This is a genomic window from Phocaeicola coprophilus DSM 18228 = JCM 13818 (assembly GCF_000157915.1).
Lineage (GTDB): Bacteria > Bacteroidota > Bacteroidia > Bacteroidales > Bacteroidaceae > Phocaeicola > Phocaeicola coprophilus.
Genome location: NZ_EQ973650.1, coordinates 67,496 through 88,388 on the forward strand (window position 1 = coordinate 67,496; position 20,893 = coordinate 88,388).

Consider the following 20,893-nt stretch of genomic DNA (forward strand, 5'->3'; position numbering starts at 1 on the left):
TGTTTATATAATGAATAAAGTCAGAAAACTGCTTCTGGTCTGTGGTTGCTTCTTGGGAAGCATGAGCCTTTCGGCAGAGGTAACCTCCGGAAGTGATTTTGAGATCCTGATGCAGAAGATCAGGCAGGATTTCAGCAAGAACCCTTCCATTGATGAGGCTTTGTCCTTTTATCGGGAGGGAGCCTTTACAGATGTTGATTATGGAAGTATCCAGCGTACGGACTGGCCTCCGCTGGTTCACCTGCAGCGTGTGAGTGATTTTGTCTTTGCCTATACAAATCCGGAGAATCCGTATTATGCTGATGACCGTTTGTTTGACAAGATTCAGGCCGGACTGGAGTTCTGGCATGAACGGAATCCCTGGTGTCATAACTGGTGGTATAATCAGATAGCTGAACCTCAGTGTCTGGGAATTTTGCTGATTCAGATGCGTTCGGGAGCTAAGAAGTTGCCGGAGGAACTGGAACGGAAATTACTGGAACGGATGAAAACAGACGGAGGAGATCCCGCCAAATGGACGGGAGCCAACCGTACGGATATCGCTTTGCACTGGATTTACCGGAGTTGTTTGTCGGAGGATTCCACTGATTTGAAGAAAGCGATTGAGAATGCTTACAGTCCGCTGGTGTATACGACGCAGGAGGGATTCCAGCATGATAACAGTTATTTTCAGCATGGCCCTCAGTTGTACATTGGGGGATATGGAGATGAAATTCTGAAGGGGATTACTCAGATTGCCATGTATACGAAGGGAACGGATTATGAATTGCCGGAGGGGAAGGTCGCTTTGCTGGGCAAATTCATGCGTGAAACTTATTATCCGACTATTCGTGGCCGTTTCATGCTGTTTGATGTGCTGGGACGTGGAGTGAGTCGTCCGGGAGTGACGGACAAATCATCCACCGCTCTTTTTGCCCGCCGGATGATGGAACTGGATCCGGCTCATGCAGATGAATATCGGGAAATCGTCGGACGCCTGGAAGGAAGATTGTCTGCGAATGTGGGTATTACTCCGTTTCATACTCATTATCCGGTTGGTGATTACACGTTGCATGTGCGTCCGTCCTATACGTTTGATGTGCGGATGGTTTCTACCCGGACCATGCGGTGTGAGTATGGCAACGGGGAAAATCTGCGGACTTATTTCCTGTCGGACGGATGTACTAATATTGTCCGTGAAGGAGATGAGTATCAGGAGATATTCCCGGTATGGGACTGGAGGCGGATTCCCGGCGTAACGGCTCCGCAGTTAAAAGAGATTCCAATGGCGAAGAGTGACTGGCAGACAAAAGGCACTTCTGAGTTTGCCGGTGGAGTGTCGGACTCTCTGTATGGTGCGACCGCCTATGCCTATGAGGACAATTATGCGGGGGTATTGACCCGGGCACATAAGGCCTGGTTCTTTTATGAGAATGAAGTGGTATGTCTGGGAGGCAGGGATCACATCAGGTGCTGAGGCAGAAGTGGTGACTACGGTAAACCAGTGTCTGGAGAAAGGACAGCCGGTATGGATCAGGAACGGAAAGAAAGTTTGTCAGATGAATCCGGGAGACAGTGTCGGCGGTTCACTGAAATGGGTGTTGCATAATGGAGTCGGATATATATTCCCGGAAGGTGGAACAGTATTCTGTCAGGATAAAATGCAGACTGGTAATTGGTATGATATCAATCACACGGCTTCACGGGAGCAGGTTGGTAAACAGGTGGTGACGGTTGGCATCCGGCATGGTCAGAAACCGGCAGCGGGTACTTATGCATATCTGGTAGTTCCGGATCTGCAGACAGCCGGCGAAATGGAGGCATATTGCAAAGATGCTTCCATCCGGATTCTGAAGAATACTCCGGACTTGCAGGTAGTCAGAAACAGGAAACTGAAAATGTGGCATCTGGTGTTTTATGCTCCGGGAACCTTTGAAAGCCGTGACTTGTCAGTCAGAGCCGACCGTCCCTACATTTTGCAATTGCGGGAAACGAAGGAAGGCCGCCTGGTGGTGCATGCGGCTGATCCGGCCCAGAGTCAGCAATTGCTTACGCTGGATATTTGGAAAGGACGGACTTCTTCACGGCCTTTTACCTGGCAATGTGACTTCTCACAGGACGGTATGCTTCCTGGAGCATCCAGAATGATTCAACTGTCTTCCGACTGTTTCCGTCTGTAGTTCTGGGGAGTTTCTCCGTATTGATTCTTGAAGCAGCGGCTGAAATAGAGTGGTGAGCTGAATCCACTCCGGTCGCTGACTTCTGCAATAGGGAGAGTCGGATATTTTTGTAGCAGGGTTGCCGCATATTTCAAACGATAATTCAGCAGGAAATTATTGGGAGTCATACCGGTGAGTGCCTTGAATTTCGAGTAGAGCAGGGAACGTCCCATACCTACTTCCTGACAGAGTTTGGGAATGTCAAATTCAACATCATCGATATGCTGTTCTATAACTTCATCCACCTTCTGGAGAAATTGCTGGTCGAGCGGGTTGATGCTGGCCAGGTCAACTTCCGAGATGGGTTGTTTCTTCAGTTGGTGCTGGATGAGTAACCGGTTGCGTACGAGATTGTTGGTGCGTGCCAGCAGAATCTGAGTGTCAAAAGGTTTGGTAATATAGTCATCAGCTCCCCGGTTCAATCCTTCGATGTTTTGTTCCGTACTGTTCAAAGCGGTGAGCAGGATCACGGGAATATGGCAAAGATCAATGTTGCTTTTGATCTTCAGACACATTTCCGTACCGTTCATTTCAGGCATCATGATGTCACTGATAATGATGTCCGGTTTATGTTCAAAGGTGGCCGAGAGTCCTTCCTTTCCGTTGGTTGCCGTGATCACCCGGTAGAAAGGATCGAAGATGTTTTTCAGAGTCTGCAACAGGTCTGGATTGTCTTCTACCAGCAACAGGGTGTATTTTTTCTTTTCACCGGAATCAGCCGTCTCGTTTTCCGGTTCATTCTGCAGGAGTGGGTTTTCCTGAGGTTGGGGAATGGGTGGAAGTGCCGGTTCCTGACAGGGAGGAAAGTATGCCTTTTCTTCTTTGGGTGGTGTATTCTCGCAGAACTGCACGCGTGTATCTTCGTTGAAGACTTCTTTCTCCAGCGGAAGTGTAACGGTAAAGGTACTTCCCTGGTGAAGGATACTGCTTACCGTGATTGTTCCATGATGTGCTTCGACAATGTTTTTTGTCAGGGCCAGTCCGATGCCTGTTCCGGGATATTTTTCTTGTCCTTTTTGGTCTTCTCCCTGGAAGAAGCGTTCAAAGATTCTTTGTTTCTCGTTTTCAGGGATACCGGTTCCGCTGTCTGTCGTCTGTATGATCAGCTGATTTGCCTGGATACAGGCTTTCAGGCGGATGCTTCCTCCGTCAGGAGTATATTTGAAAGCATTGGAAAGAAGGTTGAAAAATACCTTTTCCATTTGAGTCCGGTCTATCCAGCACAAGATATTTTTCGGCTCAGATTCAAAGGTATAATCTATCTTGCGTTGTTGGGCATAGTCGGTAAAGGTGAGATAAATTTCTTCAAGCATCAGGCAGATGTCCTGGGATGCCAGATGCAGAATCACATGATTCTGGGTGAATTTACGGAAGTCAAGGAGTTCCGTTATAAGGTTAGTCATGTATTGGGTGTTTTGTTTGATCTTCAGCAGCTTGTTGTATAATTGTACTGGGAGCTGTTCCTGAAGCAAGGCATCCAGATGACTGATGATAAGGGTAAGGGGAGTACGGAACTCATGACTGACATTCGTAAAGAAGACGAGCTTGGCCCGGTTGACTTCTTCGATATGCTGTTTTTCAAAACGTTCTTTTTCCAGAGAAAGAGCCAGAGCCCGTTTGGCCAGCTTGTTACGGACAAACCAGAAGCTGCCTGCACCAATGGTGATGAGGTAGAGCATCCAGGCCCAGATGGTGGAATACCATGGGGTGGAGATTTGTATCTGTAAAGAGATGGTTTGTTCTTCTGATCCTTGCTGAGGTCTGACTTTGAGGGTGTAGTTTCCGGGGTCGAGATTGGTGTAATGAATCTCGTTGGCAGAAGTGGAAATCCATTTGTCGTCAAAGCCTTCAAGCTTGTATTCAAAGGTTTGCCGGCGTGACTGTTCTTTGTGGTCGGAGTAGGTAAACTCGATGATACAGTTATTCTGGTTATGTTTGAGCTTCAGCTTATGGGTAAAAGGAAGGGTCTGGTCAAGTATATTGTCTGCCGACAAGGGAGTAACCAGCCGGTTGTTGATCCACAGACGTGAGAAATACAGAGGTGAATTGTGGGCCGCATTGCTTCGGAAACTTTCTGCCGGAACCATTGTGATTCCCTTGGGACCTCCGATATAGATTTCATGTTGGGGGGATACATATAAGCCTCCTCCATAGATGAGAGGTATTTCTGCGGGGAGTACAATCGTGGATGCCTGCCGTTTTTCGGGAGTAAAAAGCGTAATTCCTTTATCGGTGCTGATAGCAATCGAATGTTCGTCAACGCGGGCTATGTTATAGCAGTAGTCACTGGGAAGCTGACTGTTGGCATGAGTATAGTGAGTAACTTCATGGCTTTTTGCATTGTAAAAATAAATACCTGATCCCAGTGTGCTGATATATGCTCCCTGATCGGTTGCCAGAATGTGACTGAGATTGCCGTAACAGTCATAAGGAGTCATGGATATCCGTCGGGTCAGTGTATTGTCAGTGAGTGAAAATATGTCAACATAGTTCCAGCCCATGATATAGAGTGTACCTTGGGGAGAGATATCGAAATACTCGCAGAAAGAACTGGTGTTGGAAAGGAACTGGAACGTATCTGTATCCGGATCGAGACAGAACAGTCCTTTACGGGTGGTGAGATAGAGTTTGTCATTCCATATTTCCAGGTGATAGATGATGTCTCCCGGATTATCAGCCCGGTTCCGGTAATTATGGAAAGTGTGTTGACGGATATCGTACCGGGAGAGTCCTCCCAGATAAGTTCCGATGTAAAGGTTGTTTCTGTGCGGGTCGTAGACAATGCTTTTGATGTTATTATGAGGCAGACCGTCTGCCTTGCCGGCTGTAAACTGCTTGAGAAGATTCCATCCGGGGCCGATCTGGCTGATTCCTCCTCCGTCGGTACTGATCCAGAGATTACGTTCGTTGTCCTGAACCATTTCACCAATGTAAGAGTAATAGATTCCTGGCTGGGCGTGGCTCTGGTAGTTATAGTGGAGGTATTCTTCCTTGCCAGGATTGAAATAACTGACTCCGCCGTAATAGCTTCCGAGCCAGATGATTCCCTGTCTGTCGGTATAGAGAGCGAAAAGTGAGGGATGGCTGAGACCGCCTACATGCTGAGGTATCTGTATTTTGGTATAGAGACCTGTCTGGGGATTGTATTTTTCCAGGCCGGAAAACGTTCCAAACCATATATTATGCTGGCTGTCTTCTGTGAATTGTCGGATTTGCCGATCGCTGGTACCTTTCCCGTCGTGAGGTGAATAAGGAACATTGATAAGTTTGCCGTTGATGATACGGTAAAGCCCGTCCATGTAAGTACCGATCCAGATTTCCCGGCTACTGCTTTCGAAAATGGTATGTACTCCTTTGCTCTGAAGCTGATGTTTCATATTGGGATCTGTTGCATTTTGGGCTATGTAAATCCCGTTGTCAGTCCCTATGTAGATATTCCCATTGCGGGTGATGGTCAAGGCTGTGATGTCGCTGGCTGGAAGATTGCGGACATACAGACTTTGTTTTTTTTGAGTATCCCACACAAACAGGGTATCATGTCGGGTATACCAGATCGCTGTATCCGTAGTGGTGAGTGCAGAAGTCTGGTTCCCAGTGGTAAGCTGGCTGAAACGTTCGCAGCGGATGTCGTAAGTAAAAAGATTACGGTCAGCAATGAAATAGATATTTCCGTCGTTGCCACAGTGGATATAGTCAATGGAATTTCCTAGCCAGAGCTTTTCTCCGGGGCCGCTTTCCACCCATCCTTTATAGTATCGGATGTGATGTCCGTCGTAGATGTTGATACCTTCATGGGTACCAAACCACATGCGTCCCAGACTGTCCTGGCAGATGGACATGACAGAAAACTGGGAAAGTCCGTTTCCTAAGTTCAGATTTCTGAAATATTCAGCATGTATGTTCTGCCGGAAACAGCAGAGCAGCAGGAGAGTCAGAAGGTATATAATGTTTTTTTTCATGGTAGTCTCTTGATAGATTTATATCCCATCCAGGGAAGGAATGTTTGGTCAGGGAACAAATATACAAAGAACTTATGGAATAAGACTGTTTTTTGATTGTTAAAAAGACAGAGACAGACTGGTGTAAGATTCAAGTTTCCATATAAACTCTCTTACAGTTGAAAAGTTGTATAAAACGATAATAAAATTTCAGTATGTTTGTTTATTGGCTAAAAAGTAATTGATTTGTTTTTATTTTATGGTAAATAAATTACATTTGTGAATCTTAAACGAATTGGGTATGGAAACATATAGTCGGATAGCAATCAAGGTAGGGAGTAATGTGCTGACCCGTCCGGACGGAAGGCTGGATCTGACACGTATGTCAGCACTGGTCGACCAGATAGCAGAGTTACGGAGAATGGACAAGGAAGTAATCCTGATCAGTTCGGGAGCTGTGGCTGCCGGAAAAGGAGAAATGAAAGAATTTACCGGTCTGGATGTGGTGTCGGCCCGGCAACTCTTTTCCGCGGTTGGACAGATCAAACTGATGAACCGGTATGATGAATTTTTCGGAGGGTATGGACTCCGGTGCGGACAGATATTGACCATGAAAGAGAGTTTCTCTACCCGCCGGCATTATCTGAACCAGAAACAGTGCATGGAGGTGATGCTGGAACATGGGATTGTTCCTGTTGTCAATGAGAATGATACAGTATCGGTGACGGAACTGATGTTTACGGACAATGATGAACTTTCCGGATTGGTTGCCACCATGATGGGGGTAGATGTACTGTTGATTCTTTCCAATGTGGACGGGGTGTATGATGGAGATCCTGCTTTGCCGACATCTGCATTGTTGCGGGAGGTTGTCCCGGATGCTCGGCTGGATACGGATTCCATTGTACAGACTTCCCGTTCTTCTTTGGGACGCGGAGGCATGATTACCAAGTTTCGTATGGCCCAGAAGGTAGCGTCTGAAGGTATCACGGTGATTATAGCCAATGGCAAACGGGAACATATTCTGACAGATATTCTGCTGGAGCGTAATGAAGTGCCTTATACTCGTTTCCTACCTGGAAGTCATCCTGTTTCCGGAGTGAAGAAATGGATTGCTCACAGCGAAGGTTTTGCCAAGGGAAAGATTCAGATCAATGAAGGAGCTTACCGGGCACTTTTGTCTTCACAGGCAGCCAGTTTACTGCCGGTAGGAGTTGTAGCAGTAGAAGGACAATTTGAAAAAGATGATATTGTGCAGATACTTGCTCCTGACGGCTCGGCATTTGCTTTGGGTAAAATCAGCTGTAGTGCAGAGGAGGTACAGTCCCGCATGGGATTACAGGGCGAACGTCCCTTTGTTCATTATAATAATCTTTACATTGAGTGGAGGACAGAATGATGGAGCAGACTTTAAAAGACCAGTTGAAGGAAGCACGCAAAGCTTCACATGCGTTAAACCGTGTGTCTGAAGAACAGATTGACCGGGTATTGATGAATCTGGCTGATGCTGTGGAAAAGCATATGGAAACAATCTTGCAGGCCAATGCTGCTGATCTGTCCAGAATGGATCCGGCTGACCCCAAATACGACCGTCTCCGGTTGAGCCAGGAGCGTATTCAGGGGATGGCCGCGGATATCCGGAAGGTAGCGGACCTGGCATCTCCTTGTGATGTGGTTCTGAAAGAATGGACGCAGCCGAATGGGATGCATATTCGTAAGGTGTCGGTACCTTTCGGAGTAATCGGGGTAATTTATGAAGCGCGTCCGAATGTGACACTGGATGTTTTTTCGCTTTGTCTGAAAAGCAGGAATGCCTGCGTCTTGAAGGGCGGAAGCGATGCAGACGTGTCCAATAGTGCATTAAGGGATGTGATTCGCACCGTGCTGGAAGAGGAGAATTTCCCGGAAGCCTGTGTGACTCTGTTACCTCCCGGACATGAACAGACACAGGAGATGTTGCGTGCGGTGGGCGACATTGATCTGATCATTCCCCGGGGAAGCCGGAACCTGATTCAGTATGTGCGGAGTCATGCTCTTGTGCCTGTGATAGAAACAGGGGCCGGAATTTGCCATTGTTATTTTCATTCGTCGGGGAGCCTGGAGAAAGGAAAAGCCATTGTATGCAATGCCAAGACCCGTCGGGTGAGTGTTTGCAATGCTTTGGACTGTCTGCTGATAGACCGGAGCCGTTTGGCTGACCTGCCGGAACTGGTGTCCCCACTGGCGGCCTGTCAGGTAGAGATCTATGCTGATGATGAGGCTTACGGTGTTTTAAAAGGAAAGTATGAACGGCTGGAGCACGCCAGTGAAGAAAGTTGGGGGCGGGAATACCTGGACTATAAAATGTCCGTCCGTGTACTCAGTGGTCTGGAAGAAGCATTGGAACATATAGCCTGCTATTCTTCCCATCACAGTGAGAGTGTGGTAGCAGAGGACCCGGAAGTGTGCCGGATTTTTTCCCGGGAAGTGGATGCTGCCTGCGTTTATACGAATCTTCCTACTTCCTTCACTGATGGAGGACAATTCGGATTTGGAGCTGAAATCGGTATTTCCACCCAGAAACTGCATGCTCGTGGTCCGATGGCTTTACCTGAACTGACCACCTACAAATACCTGATCAGCGGCGACGGACAGATCCGGGATTAGATCTCCCAGAAAGAAAACTGGCTGAAGATCTTATCAAAAAGAATCCGACAGACGATACTGCCTGCCTGTTTGTCAGGGCAGTCCGTCTGTCGGATTCTTTATATGTTTCAGCGGATTATTCTTCTGTATCCAGCAACAGTTCCATGATCTGGCAAGCTGACTTGGCAACAGAAGTACCCGGTCCGAAGATGGCTACAACTCCTGTTTTATAAAGGAAGTCGTAGTCTTGAGCCGGAATGACACCTCCTGCAAATACCAGAATGTCTTCGCGTCCCAGTTTCTTCAGTTCGTCGATGATCTGCGGGATCAGTGTCTTGTGACCTGCGGCCAGAGAAGAAACACCTACCGCATGTACGTCGTTTTCCACTGCTTCGCGGGCAGCTTCTTCCGGCGTCTGGAACAAGGGACCCATGTCTACGTCGAAACCACAGTCTGCAAATCCGGTTGCTACAACTTTGGCGCCACGGTCGTGACCGTCCTGTCCCATCTTGGCGATCATAATACGCGGGCGACGTCCTTCTTTCTTTGCAAATTCTTCGGTCAGTTCGCAAGCACGTGCGAAATCTGCATCCTTCTTACTTTCTGATGAATACACGCCTGATATTGTTCTGATTACTGCTTTATAACGTCCTACAATCTTTTCACATGCATCGGAGATTTCTCCCAGTGTAGCCCGTACGCGTGCTGCTTCCACAGCCAGTTCCAGCAGGTTTCCTTTGCCGGTGCGTACACATTCGGTGATGGCTTCCAGCGCCTTGTCTACTTCAGCCTGGTTGCGTCCTTCTTTCAGACGGCGCAGGTTTTCAATCTGTTCCTGACGTACGGCGGTGTTGTCCACTTCCAGAATATCGATCGGATCTTCTTTTTCCAGACGGTATTTGTTGGTACCCACAATGGTCTGTTCTCCGGAGTCGATACGGGCCTGAGTGCGGGCTGCCGCTTCTTCGATACGCATCTTTGGAATACCGGTTTCGATAGCTTTCGCCATACCACCCAGTTTTTCAATTTCCTGAATATGTTCCCATGCTTTGTGAGCCAGTTCGTTGGTCAGTGCTTCCACATAATAGGAACCACCCCACGGGTCTACATTCTTGCAGATCTGTGTTTCTTCCTGGATATAAATCTGCGTGTTACGGGCGATACGGGCCGAGAAGTCAGTCGGCAGGGCAATCGCTTCGTCCAGTGCATTGGTATGCAGTGACTGGGTGTGTCCCAGTGCTGCAGCCATGGCTTCAATACAGGTACGTCCTACGTTGTTGAACGGATCCTGTTCGGTCAGTGACCATCCTGAAGTCTGTGAGTGCGTACGCAGTGCCAGTGATTTCGGATTCTTCGGGTTGAACTGTTTCACGATCTTGGCCCAGAGCATACGTGCTGCACGCATCTTGGCAATTTCCATGAAGTGATTCATACCGATAGCCCAGAAGAAGGAGAGACGGGGAGCGAAGGCATCGATGTCAATGCCGGCAGCAACTCCGGCACGCAGATATTCCAGTCCGTCGGCCAGTGTATAGGCCAGTTCGATATCAGCTGTTGCTCCAGCTTCCTGCATGTGATAACCTGAGATTGAGATCGAATTGAATTTCGGCATCTTCTGAGAAGTATATTCAAAGATGTCGGAAATGATCTTCATGGAGAATGCAGGCGGATAAATATAAGTGTTTCGGACCATGAATTCCTTCAGAATATCATTCTGGATGGTACCGGCCATTTCTTCCAGCTTGGCCCCCTGTTCCAGTCCGGCATTGATATAGAATGCCATGACAGGAAGTACGGCACCGTTCATGGTCATGGACACAGACATCTTGTTCAAGGGAATTCCGTCGAAGAGCACCTTCATGTTTTCCAGTGAACAGATAGATACTCCTGCCTTACCGACATCGCCTACTACACGCGGATGATCCGGGTCGTAACCGCGGTGTGTCGGAAGGTCGAAGGCTACAGACAGACCTTTCTGTCCGGAAGCCAGGTTACGGCGGTAAAAAGCATTGGATTCTTCAGCGGTAGAGAATCCGGCATACTGACGGATGGTCCACGGGCGGAAGGTGTACATCATGGAATACGGACCGCGCAGATAGGGAGGAATACCAGCCACATAGTTCAGGTGTTCCATTCCTTCCAGGTCTTCTTTCGTATAGACTGGCTTTACTTGAATCTGTTCCGGAGTTTTCCAGTTGGCAGTGATGCCGTTGACTTTCTGCCATTCCATGCCATTTTGCGGATGGAAGCCGGCATATATATCGATGTTTTTAAAGTTCGGTTTCATAGCATTTAATTGATTCCTAGTTTGGTATTATATTCTTTCAAGGTCTCCAGCACGTTGCAGCGCACATGAATGAAGTTTTCAATGCCGGCGGCTTTCAGGTCGTCCATACAGGCAGGAGCTCCTGCAACGATGAACATGGCGCGTCCGTTGACTGCCTGGAAAGCAGGAATGGCATATTCTGCATATTCGTCATCGCTGGAACAGATCACTACGATGTCGGCTTTTGCTTTCATGGCAGCTTCTACACCTTCTTCTACGGTAGCGAATCCCAGATTGTCGATTACTTCATAACCGGCACAAGCCAGGAAGTTGCATGAGAACTGGGCACGTGCCTGACGCATGGCCAGATTTCCGATGGTCAGCATGAAAGCTTTCGGACGTTTGCCGGAGTGTTCTGTTTGCAGACGGAGTGCTTCGAATTCGCTGGCTGCACGGTCGGTTTGAATGGTTGCAAACGGCTTTTCACATTCGTGGTGTGCATGATCCTTTCCGCCTCCGCAGCAGCAAGTCTGTGCCAATGGTGCCTTTTCGCCTGCCAGTTCATTGAAGTTAGGATATTGGTTGGTACCCAGAAGAATTTCTTTCCGTTTCGAAACAGCTTCGTGGCGGGCCTTGTTGCTGGCGTTGACAGCTTCCTGTACGCTTCCGCTTTCGACAGCCTTGAGCATGCCGCCTTCGTCTTCTACCTTCAGGAAAAGTTCCCAGGCCTGTTGTGCGATGGAAGCCGTAAGGTTTTCGATATAGTAAGAACCTGCAGCCGGATCGACGATACGGTTGAAGTGAGCTTCTTCCTTCAGCAGGAGCTGCTGGTTGCGTGCAATACGTTCGGAGAAATCATTCGGTGTTTCGTAAGCCTTGTCAAACGGAGTGACGGTGATTGAGTCAACTCCTGCCAGAGAAGCACTCATGGCCTCTGTCTGGGTACGCAGCAGATTCACATGTGCATCGAAGATTGTCAGGTTGAAACTGGAGGTTTCGGCATGTGCAGCCATCTTGCAGGCGCAATAACAGGTGCCGTCTGCTCCGGTGTTCTGGCAGTCTGTACGTGGACAAACCGGTTTGTATTCCTTGACTATATTGGCCCAGAGCATACGTGCTGCACGGAATTTGGCAATTTCCATGAAGTAGTTGGAGCTGATACCAAAGTTGAATTTGATTTTCTTTGCAGCCAGTGCTGCGGGTACTCCTGCTTCTGTCAGCTGGCTCAGGTATTCATTACCCCATGCCAGGGCATATCCCAGTTCCTGATAAATGTAGGCACCTGCATTGTTCAGCAAAAGCGAATTGACGGCCAGGCAACGGAATTTTGGATAGGGGGCAAATATTTCAACCAGCCGTCTGGCATTGTCGATAAACTTGCTCAGATCCTTTCCTTTCTGCATCATTTTCTCCATCGGGTCATAGTTGACGGAGCCTTGAAGCTTGGTCGGATCATATCCTTTTTCACGGAAATAATCAGTCAGCATTTCTGCCAGCTGTACGGTATGTCCCTGGCAAGTAGAGAAGTTCAGTTCTACACATTCGCAGCAGATGTCTTTTAACAGAGTGCGTATGAATTCGGGTGACAGATCCTTTTTCCTGATTGAAAAGCCCAGTGAATCCACTCCTTTATTCAGAATGTCGAGTGCTTTGGCATTGGCTTCTTCAGCCGATTCAACCAGGATGTTCTGCCGGATAAACCATGTATTGTCGTCTTTGCGGTTTCCGCGGATGTAAGGGAATTGCCCGGGAAGTCCTTCTGTCGTTTTCAATCCTTCCAGATCTTCCTGGCGGTAAAACGGTTTCACTTTAAATCCTTCGTTGGTTTTCCATACCAGTTTCTTTTCAAAGTCGGCACCCTTGAGATCGACTGTAATTTTATCCATCCATTCTTGGGTACTTACGGGTGGAAAATCTGAAAAGAGTTTTTCTTTACTATCTGCCATAGTGAATCAGTGTTTTATGATATTTAGATTAAGTGTGACTGCATGCTGTATAATTGGCATGCATAGGCAAATATACAAATTTCTTTTTAGGTTTTCTTTTTTTGCGGTAAAAATGCAGTTCAGTTAAACTTTTATAGGAAAAACTGTCCGGATGTACTTATAAATTGTAAAGTCTGTATGGCAAAAATAAATATTATGGCTTTAATTCTTGACTGGTTGTCTTTAATTGGTTACATTTGCCGCGTTTAAGAAAAAGTTTAATATTATGAATTGGCTACAAGATTTATTGACAAATCCTGATTCGATTGCTCATATCGTGGCATTATATTCTTTTGTGATTGCTGCCGGCGTCTTATTGGGGAAAATTAAGGTCTTCGGCATTTCGCTGGGAGTTACCTTTGTCTTGTTCGTCGGGATTCTGGCCGGGCATTTCGGATTTACTGGAAATGCTTCCATCTTATCATTCATTCAGGACTTCGGATTGATTCTCTTTGTGTTCTGTATCGGTTTGCAGGTGGGTCCGTCTTTCTTCTCTTCTTTCAAGAAGGGAGGTATCTCGATGAATCTGATTGCTGTCGGAATTGTTGCACTGAACATTGCGATAGCATTGATTATGTATTATGCCCTGCAGGGGCGTGTGGAAATTCCGATGATGGTCGGTGTGCTTTGCGGAGCTGTGACCAATACTCCGGGACTTGGTGCGGCCAACGAGGCTTTGTCTCAGCTGGATTATTCCGGTCCTGAAATTGCAATGGGGTATGCCTGTGCCTATCCGCTGGGAGTTATCGGTATCATCCTTTCCATGATTGTCATCCGTTATATCTGCCGGGTAGATATGGGGAAAGAAGCTGCGGACATTCAGCGCGGTGAGGAAGCCAATCCGCATCTGAAACCTTTTATCGTTTCTCTGGAGGTACAGAATGAAGCTCTGGTGGGCAAGAATCTTTCGCAGGTACAGAAGTTTCTGGCACGCGACTTTGTCTGCTCGCGGATTATTCAGGATGGTGAAATACACATTCCGAATGCAAATACTACTCTGCATGTGGGCGATAAGATGTACATTGTCTGTGCAGAAGATGACTCTGAGGCCATTGCAGCCTTTATCGGTCCGCAAGTTGACATGGACTGGGAGGATCTGAAACAGCAGGATAAGACGATGGTTTCACGCCGTATTCTGGTGACACAGCCTAACATCAACGGAAAAACTTTGGGAGAACTGCATTTCAGCAGTATGTACGGAGTGAATGTAACCCGTGTCAACCGTTCCGGTATGGACTTGTTTGCGTCCCGTCAGTTGACGTTGCAGGTCGGTGACCGCGTGATGGTAGTCGGTCCTCAGGATGCGATTGAGCGTGTGGCTCATTTGCTGGGAAACCAGTTGAAGCGTCTGGATCATCCGAATATCGTGACCATTTTCGTGGGTATTCTTTGCGGTATCCTGTTCGGCAGTCTGCCTATTGCCATTCCGGGAATGCCTACTCCGGTGAAACTGGGTCTGGCAGGCGGTCCGCTGATTATTTCCATTCTGATCGGCCGTTTCGGTTACAAGGTGAAGCTGGTCACCTATACCACAATGAGTGCCAACCTGATGCTGCGTGAGATCGGTATTGTATTGTTCCTTGCCAGTGTCGGACTGAAAGCCGGAGGTAACTTTGTGCAGACGGTGGTTGAAGGTGACGGACTGCTTTATGTAGGTATCGGTTTCCTGATCACGTTTATTCCGTTGCTGGTGATGGGTATGGTAGCCCGCTGGTATTATAAACTGAATTATTTTACCCTGATGGGATTGATTGCCGGTAGTAACACAGACCCTCCTGCACTGGCTTATGCCAACCAGACGGCTGGTAACGATGCTCCGGCAGTAGGTTATTCTACAGTATATCCGCTGGCTATGTTCCTTCGTATTCTGACAGCCCAGCTGCTGATTCTGCTGATGGCCGGATAATCCCGGATATCTGCTCCGGAAACGGATCTGACGCAGGGAAGTGCAAAGTCTTTCGGGGCTTGCGCTTCCCTGCGTTTGTTTTGTGTCTGAATCAAGGTTAAATCGTTTATTTGATGTATCTTTGTAGCCGTTTTAGAATTAAATACCACATATTATATGATTTCAGTAGATGGATTGACCGTCGAGTTCGGCGGAACCACCTTGTTCAGTGACATTAGTTTTCAGATTAATGAAAAAGACCGTATTGCCCTGATGGGAAAAAACGGCGCAGGAAAATCCACTTTATTAAAGATATTGGCAGGCGTCCGCCAGCCTACCCGGGGAAAAGTGACCGCTCCGAAAGATTGTGTGGTTGCTTACCTTCCGCAGCATTTGATGACGGAAGACGGGCGTACCGTGTTTGAGGAAGCTTCGCAGGCATTTGCTCATTTGCGTGAAATGGAAGCTGAGATCGAACGGATGAATGGTGAACTGGCTACACGTACCGATTACGAGAGTGATTCGTATATGGAACTGATCGAAAAGGTGGCAGCCATGAGTGAAAAGTTCTATGCCATCGACATGACTCATTTCGAAGAAGACGTGGAGAAGGCGTTGCTCGGACTGGGATTCCAGCGTGAAGATTTCGACCGTCCTACGAGTGATTTCAGCGGTGGATGGCGTATGCGTATTGAACTGGCCAAGCTGTTGCTGCAGAATCCGGACGTACTTTTGCTTGATGAGCCTACCAACCATCTGGACATTGAGTCTATCCAGTGGCTGGAAGATTTTCTGATCAGCAGTGCAAAGGCCGTTGTGGTGATCAGTCACGACCGGAAATTTGTGGATAACATCACGACCCGTACCATTGAAGTTACGATGGGACGTATCTATGATTACAAGGTGAACTACTCCCAGTATCTGGTGCTTCGCAAGGAACGCCGTGAACAACAGATGAAGCAGTATGAAGAACAGCAGAAGATGATTCAGGAAACCAAAGACTTCATCGAACGTTTCAAAGGAACTTACAGCAAGACACTCCAGGTACAGAGCCGCGTGAAGATGCTTGAAAAGCTGGAACTGATTGAAGTGGATGAAGAAGACACTTCAGCCCTGCGTCTGAAGTTTCCTCCGTCTCCGCGCAGCGGAAGTTATCCGGTTATTATGGAAGGAGTCGGAAAGTCATATGGCGACCACGTCGTTTTCCGGAATGCCAATCTGACGATCGAACGGGGAGATAAGGTTGCTTTTGTGGGTAAAAACGGAGAGGGTAAGTCTACTCTGGTGAAATGTATCATGAATGAGATAGATCACGAAGGTACACTGACACTGGGACATAATGTACAGATCGGTTATTTTGCCCAGAACCAGGCTTCCCTTCTTGACGAGAATCTGACCGTATTCCAGACCATCGATGATGTGGCGAAGGGAGAAATCCGCAACAAGATCCGCGATCTGCTGGGAGCTTTCATGTTCGGAGGACCGGAAGAATCCATGAAGAAAGTCAAGGTGCTTTCCGGTGGAGAACGTACCCGGCTGGCGATGATCAAGCTTTTGCTGGAACCGGTCAATCTGCTGATTCTGGATGAGCCGACCAACCATCTGGACATGAAGACAAAGGATATTCTGAAGCAGGCATTGATGGATTTCGACGGAACGCTGATTGTCGTTTCACACGACCGTGACTTCCTGGACGGGCTGGTTACGAAAGTATATGAGTTCGGTAACCAGCGTGTGAAAGAACATCTTTGCGGAATTTATGAGTTCCTGGAAACGAAAAAGATGGAAAGTCTTCGTGAACTGGAGCGTAAAGGAGGCAAGGCTTGATCCCCTTTTGGAATCGACCGCTCGTTGAGGCTGAATCGACCGTTCGTTGGGGCTGAATCGACCGCTCGTTTGAGGCGAATCGACCGCTCGTTGAAACAACATCGAACAATACGATATTTTCTGTGAAAAAGCATCCGGCTGATGTCTTTTCTGCTTGAAATGGCAGGGACATCAGCCGGATCTGTTTTTATAAATTGCCTTTCAGTGATCAGGCATCTTTCAGTAAAGTCTGTACGATGCGCTCGGCAGTACGTCCGTCCCAACGGTCGGGCAGGGTAGTGTGCTTCCATTCACCGTGCATCAGGTGATTCAGTGCTGCAGCAAGAGCTGACGGATCTTCACCGACCAGTTCATTGGTTCCGGTGCGCCAGGTCTCAGGGTGTTCCGCATAGCTGTTCAGTGTGATGCAGGGGACATCCAGGAAGGTGGCTTCTTCTGCAATGTTTCCCGAGTCGGTTATGATCCCTTTGGCCTGATCTACCAGGAAACCGAAATGCAGGTAACTTTGCGGCGGCAGAATATGAAGGTTCGGAGCATTCAGGCCGAGAGCTTTGACAGCAGTTTCTGCATATCCGTGCAGAGGGGCGATGACGGGAAGTCCTTCTGCCTTGTCGAGCAGGGTGCGGAGCAGTTTCTCTAGATTGCTGCGGCGGTTCAACAGGTCATGCCGGTTGAGTGTCAGCAACAGATAATTCTTTTTCCGGATGCCAAGACAGTCGAACCATGCCGGCTGACTCAGCCGGGGACGGTTGTAACGCAGTGTATCAATCAGAATATTTCCTACATGATGAATGTATTCGGGGATCATTCCTTCCTGATTCAGATTCCGGTTGGCTACCATGCCGGCTGTGAACAGATAGTCGGAAATGGCATCTACAATGGTACGGTTCACTTCGCGTGGCATGTTCATGTCGAAGGAACGGGTGCCTGCTATGAGATGAGCCACTTTCAGACCGCGTTTCTTGGCAACGATGGCACAACTCATGGCGGCTGTCAGATCATCCACTACCAGTACCACTTGCGCCGGATGATTGTCCAGTTCCTTTTCGAAGGCAAGCATGACGGCTGCAGCAATCTGGGAATAATCCTGTCCGCTGACTCCCAGATATGCATCGGGTTTTTCCATACCCAGATCGAAGAACAGAGATTCTTCCAGACTTGGATCATCTTCCGGTCCAGCATAAACGAGACGGTAAGAAATGTTCTTTCCGTTCGCTCCGGCGTTCTGAATCGCACGGCAGATCGGAGCTATCTTCATGAAGTTCGGGCGTGCTCCCGAAACGATCGTTATTTTCATTCTTCAAAAGGTTTAGTCATCTTTCCCGCAAATGTACATCTTTCTGCACAGATGCGCAAAGGAAGTTTTCAGATTATGGAAAAAGAAACACGGATTAACGCGGGCTTTATGATGGCCTGAGTCAATCCGTGTGACCGCATCCCGGAGCGGGATGCGGGAAAGGAGTGAAAAGTAATTAGCAGAGTTTGCGTGAACCGTCGCTGATCACTACATCGTAAACTTTCGGGCTGCGTCCGAATTTTTCTTTGAAGCGTTCTTTGGCAGTTGTGATAAATGTTTCATACAGTTCATTCTTTACCAGGTTGATGGTACATCCGCCGAAGCCGCCTCCCATAACGCGTGAGCCGGTTACGCCGCAGTCGAATGCAATATCGTTCAGGAAATCCAGTTCTTCGCAGCTTACTTCGTAAAGCTTGCTCATGCCGTGGTGAGTTTCATACATCTTCTGACCTACGGTTTCATAATCACCTTTTTCCAGTGCATCGCATACGTCAAGTACACGCTGGATTTCTTCGATCACGTATTCAGCACGCATGTAGTCTTCTTCGCTTACTTCACCTTTGACAGCATTCAGCATTTCCATGTTGCAGTCGCGCAGGAATTCTACTTCCGGATGTGTCTTCTTGATGGCAGCCACTACATTTTCGCAGCTCTGACGACGCTTGTTGTATGCTGAAGAAGCCAGTTCGTGCTTAACAACAGAGTCAACCAATACCAGACGGTATCCTTCGGGTTTGAACGGGAAGTACTGGTATTCCAGTGAACGGCAATCCAGACGGATCAGGCTGCCTTCCTTACCGAATACAGAAGCAAACTGGTCCATGATACCACATTTAACACCACAGTAGTTGTGTTCAGTAGCCTGTCCCACCTTTGCCAGTTCGAATTTGTCGATCTTGTTGTCGCCGAACAAATCATTCAAAGCGAATGCGTAAGTAGATTCCAGCGCTGCAGAAGATGACATACCTGCACCCAGAGGAACGTCACCGGCGAAAGCTGTATTGAATCCTTTTACGTCTACACCACGCTTGATCATTTCACGGCATACGCCGAAGATGTAGCGTGCCCAGCTTGCTTTCGGAGCGTCTTCTTCGTTCAGACCGAATTCTACATAGTCTTTCAGGTCGATAGAGTAAGCGCAAACTTTGTCTTTTCCGTTAGGTTTGATTTCTGCAATCATACCTTTATCTACTGCGCCGGGGAATACGAATCCACCGTTGTAGTCGGTGTGTTCACCAATCAAGTTAATACGTCCCGGAGATGCATATACTGAGCCTGTTGTACCGTCGAAATGCTTAATGAAGCGGCTTCTTACAAATTCAATGTCCATAATGATAATGTATTTAAGGGTTAATTTTCAATTGGTTCGTTTTTAGGATCATTCAACGGGGATATCCTTGTTGACATTTTTGCAGCCTACCAGTCCGTAGAACAGCAGGTAAGCCAGCATGAAGATGATCAGCCAGTAGCTGGCCATATAGCCGACTGCATCGGAGATGACCTGCTGGAGCAACGGGAAGATACCGCCACCCACAACCATCATCATAAAGATACCTGATGCCTGTGCGGTGTATTTGCCAAGACCTTCAACGGCAAGGTTGAAGATGCCTCCCCACATGATAGATGTGCAGAGACCGCAAAGTACGAGGAACAGCGCACTGATAGGAACTTTCGGAGTTTCCAGAGAACGCATCACGTCAGCCGGTGTCATGTGAGAAGCACTCAGCAGTTCTGCCTGTGCAGAAAGGCTTTCTTCAGACGGGTTGGCGATAAATGCGCTGATTTCATTGGCAGGCATGCCGGCATTGGTCAGGATTTCCGTTGTCTTTGCAACCGGATCGTATACCATGGTCGGTACGTTGATACCCACATTCTTCGGAGTGAAGATAGCGATCAGAGTGAAAAGAATAGCTGTTGTAGAAACGGCAATCAGCTGAGTACGGGTAGAAACTTTACCGCTGATCACACTACTGGTCAGACGGCCTACCAGCATCAGCAGCCAGTAGATTGCAGTGATGGCACCACCGATGGCTGCACCATTGGCCAGGATACCGGCTCCCTTGTCGCTTGAGTCAGCCAGGTAGAAGTTCAGGGTACCCGGGATACCGATTTCAATACCTACATAAATGAAGATACCGATAACGCCCAATACGGTGTGACGGAAGCTCCAGGGGCTGTGTGAGAATTTAACCTTTTCTACTTTACCTTTTCTCAGGTGAGGTTCCGGAATGCTTACAAATGAAATGATGATAAAGGTTACAGCGAATACACCCATGGCGATGAAGAGCAGGGGCACAACGTCTGTCATGGCAGTTTTCGGAGTTACGGTTCCGATCAATACACCTACGAAGAGCGGTGTCAGCGTAGCAGAAAGTGAGTTGACAGCACCACCCAGCTGGATCAGCTGGTTACCTTTGTTACCGCCGCCTCCCAGAAGGTTCAGCATCGGGTTTACTACCGTGTTCAGCATACATACACTGAAACCGCAGATGAAAGCACCCAGCAAATAGATGATGAAGTTCATCTTGATGGAATATTCTCCCAGTGCGAATACTTCGGTTTCTGCGCCGAAAGTACTGGACAGATACTGTACCAGCAAGCCTACGAAACCGACAGCCATGGCAGTCAGTGAAGTTTTCTTATAACCGATCTTGACCAGCATGTTTCCGGCAGGAATACCCATGAACAGATAGGCCAGGAAGTTCATCATGTTTCCCATCATACCCAGGGTGTTTGCTCCTGCATATTGGTTTTTCCAAATGGTACCGAAAGGAGCGGCCAGATTGGTTACGAAGGAAATCATTGCAAAGAGGAAGCACATGGCAACAATTGCAATGAGATTACCGTTTTGTTTTTGTTGATTCATTCTTTT

The 20,893-nt window shown here is 47.9% G+C and carries 10 protein-coding genes and 1 pseudogene; 5 read left to right on the top strand and 6 right to left on the bottom strand.

Annotated elements, in window-relative coordinates; translation table 11 throughout:
* Positions 1 to 61 precede the first annotated feature (61 nt).
* A pseudogene (locus tag BACCOPRO_RS18710) lies at positions 62 to 2,159 on the top strand (polysaccharide lyase 8 family protein).
* On the opposite strand, the gene BACCOPRO_RS14700 reads toward BACCOPRO_RS18710, so the two are convergent.
* Positions 2,129 to 6,157 carry a hybrid sensor histidine kinase/response regulator transcription factor gene (locus tag BACCOPRO_RS14700; protein ID WP_008144870.1) on the bottom strand — a complete coding sequence of 1,343 codons (4,029 nt, stop codon included), beginning with the start codon at positions 6,155 to 6,157 and terminating at the stop codon, positions 2,129 to 2,131. The pseudogene BACCOPRO_RS18710 and the gene BACCOPRO_RS14700 sit on opposite strands and share 31 nt — an antisense overlap.
* Before the next feature lie 280 nt (positions 6,158 to 6,437).
* Here BACCOPRO_RS14700 and proB point away from each other — a divergent pair, with 280 nt between their 5' ends.
* A complete protein-coding gene (gene proB, locus BACCOPRO_RS14705) occupies positions 6,438 to 7,535 on the top strand; it encodes a glutamate 5-kinase (RefSeq protein ID WP_008144872.1) in 1,098 nt (365 codons plus the stop codon).
* A complete protein-coding gene (locus tag BACCOPRO_RS14710) occupies positions 7,532 to 8,782 on the top strand; it encodes a glutamate-5-semialdehyde dehydrogenase (RefSeq protein ID WP_008144874.1) in 1,251 nt (416 codons plus the stop codon). Before proB ends, BACCOPRO_RS14710 begins: the two co-directional genes overlap by 4 nt.
* Positions 8,783 to 8,897: 115 nt before the next feature.
* On the opposite strand, the gene scpA is transcribed toward BACCOPRO_RS14710, so the two are convergent.
* A complete protein-coding gene (scpA, locus tag BACCOPRO_RS14715; protein ID WP_008144876.1) occupies positions 8,898 to 11,048 on the bottom strand; it encodes a methylmalonyl-CoA mutase in 2,151 nt (716 codons plus the stop codon).
* A 5-nt stretch (positions 11,049 to 11,053) separates the two neighbouring features.
* Positions 11,054 to 12,973 carry a methylmalonyl-CoA mutase small subunit gene (mutA, locus tag BACCOPRO_RS14720; protein WP_008144879.1) on the bottom strand — a complete coding sequence of 640 codons (1,920 nt, stop codon included), beginning with the start codon at positions 12,971 to 12,973 and terminating at the stop codon, positions 11,054 to 11,056.
* Positions 12,974 to 13,238: 265 nt separating this feature from the next.
* Here mutA and BACCOPRO_RS14725 point away from each other — a divergent pair, with 265 nt between their 5' ends.
* Positions 13,239 to 14,918 carry a putative transporter gene (locus BACCOPRO_RS14725; protein WP_022277509.1) on the top strand — a complete coding sequence of 560 codons (1,680 nt, stop codon included), beginning with the start codon at positions 13,239 to 13,241 and terminating at the stop codon, positions 14,916 to 14,918.
* Positions 14,919 to 15,074: 156 nt separating this feature from the next.
* Complete coding sequence (locus tag BACCOPRO_RS14730) at positions 15,075 to 16,724, top strand: ABC-F family ATP-binding cassette domain-containing protein (protein ID WP_008144883.1); 1,650 nt, start codon at positions 15,075 to 15,077, stop codon at positions 16,722 to 16,724.
* 208 nt (positions 16,725 to 16,932) lie between these two features.
* Here BACCOPRO_RS14730 and BACCOPRO_RS14735 read toward each other — a convergent pair whose 3' ends face one another.
* The 3 genes from BACCOPRO_RS14735 to BACCOPRO_RS14745 form a co-directional block, all read right to left on the bottom strand.
* The gene (locus BACCOPRO_RS14735; protein WP_008144885.1) at positions 16,933 to 18,021 is read right to left on the bottom strand and encodes a UDP-N-acetyl glucosamine 2-epimerase; all 1,089 of its coding nucleotides are present in this window, start codon (positions 18,019 to 18,021) and stop codon (positions 16,933 to 16,935) included.
* A 175-nt stretch (positions 18,022 to 18,196) separates the two neighbouring features.
* The gene (gene galK, locus BACCOPRO_RS14740; protein ID WP_008144887.1) at positions 18,197 to 19,351 is read right to left on the bottom strand and encodes a galactokinase; all 1,155 of its coding nucleotides are present in this window, start codon (positions 19,349 to 19,351) and stop codon (positions 18,197 to 18,199) included.
* Positions 19,352 to 19,399: 48 nt separating this feature from the next.
* Positions 19,400 to 20,887: an MFS transporter gene (locus BACCOPRO_RS14745; protein WP_022277508.1), complete on the bottom strand. Its 1,488-nt coding sequence runs from the start codon at positions 20,885 to 20,887 to the stop codon at positions 19,400 to 19,402.
* Positions 20,888 to 20,893: the final 6 nt, after the last annotated feature.

Excerpts from the sequence above, each read along its gene's own strand:
- BACCOPRO_RS14725 (WP_022277509.1), top strand. The coding sequence starts at position 13,239 with ATGAATTGGCTACAAGATTTATTGACAAATCCTGATTCGATTGCTCAT.
- BACCOPRO_RS14735 (WP_008144885.1), bottom strand. The coding sequence starts at position 18,021 with ATGAAAATAACGATCGTTTCGGGAGCACGCCCGAACTTCATGAAGATA.
- BACCOPRO_RS14710 (WP_008144874.1), top strand. The coding sequence starts at position 7,532 with ATGATGGAGCAGACTTTAAAAGACCAGTTGAAGGAAGCACGCAAAGCT.
- proB (WP_008144872.1), top strand. The coding sequence starts at position 6,438 with ATGGAAACATATAGTCGGATAGCAATCAAGGTAGGGAGTAATGTGCTG.
- BACCOPRO_RS14730 (WP_008144883.1), top strand. The coding sequence starts at position 15,075 with ATGATTTCAGTAGATGGATTGACCGTCGAGTTCGGCGGAACCACCTTG.
- BACCOPRO_RS14745 (WP_022277508.1), bottom strand. The coding sequence starts at position 20,887 with ATGAATCAACAAAAACAAAACGGTAATCTCATTGCAATTGTTGCCATG.
- scpA (WP_008144876.1), bottom strand. The coding sequence starts at position 11,048 with ATGAAACCGAACTTTAAAAACATCGATATATATGCCGGCTTCCATCCG.
- BACCOPRO_RS14700 (WP_008144870.1), bottom strand. The coding sequence starts at position 6,157 with ATGAAAAAAAACATTATATACCTTCTGACTCTCCTGCTGCTCTGCTGT.
- mutA (WP_008144879.1), bottom strand. The coding sequence starts at position 12,973 with ATGGCAGATAGTAAAGAAAAACTCTTTTCAGATTTTCCACCCGTAAGT.
- galK (WP_008144887.1), bottom strand. The coding sequence starts at position 19,351 with ATGGACATTGAATTTGTAAGAAGCCGCTTCATTAAGCATTTCGACGGT.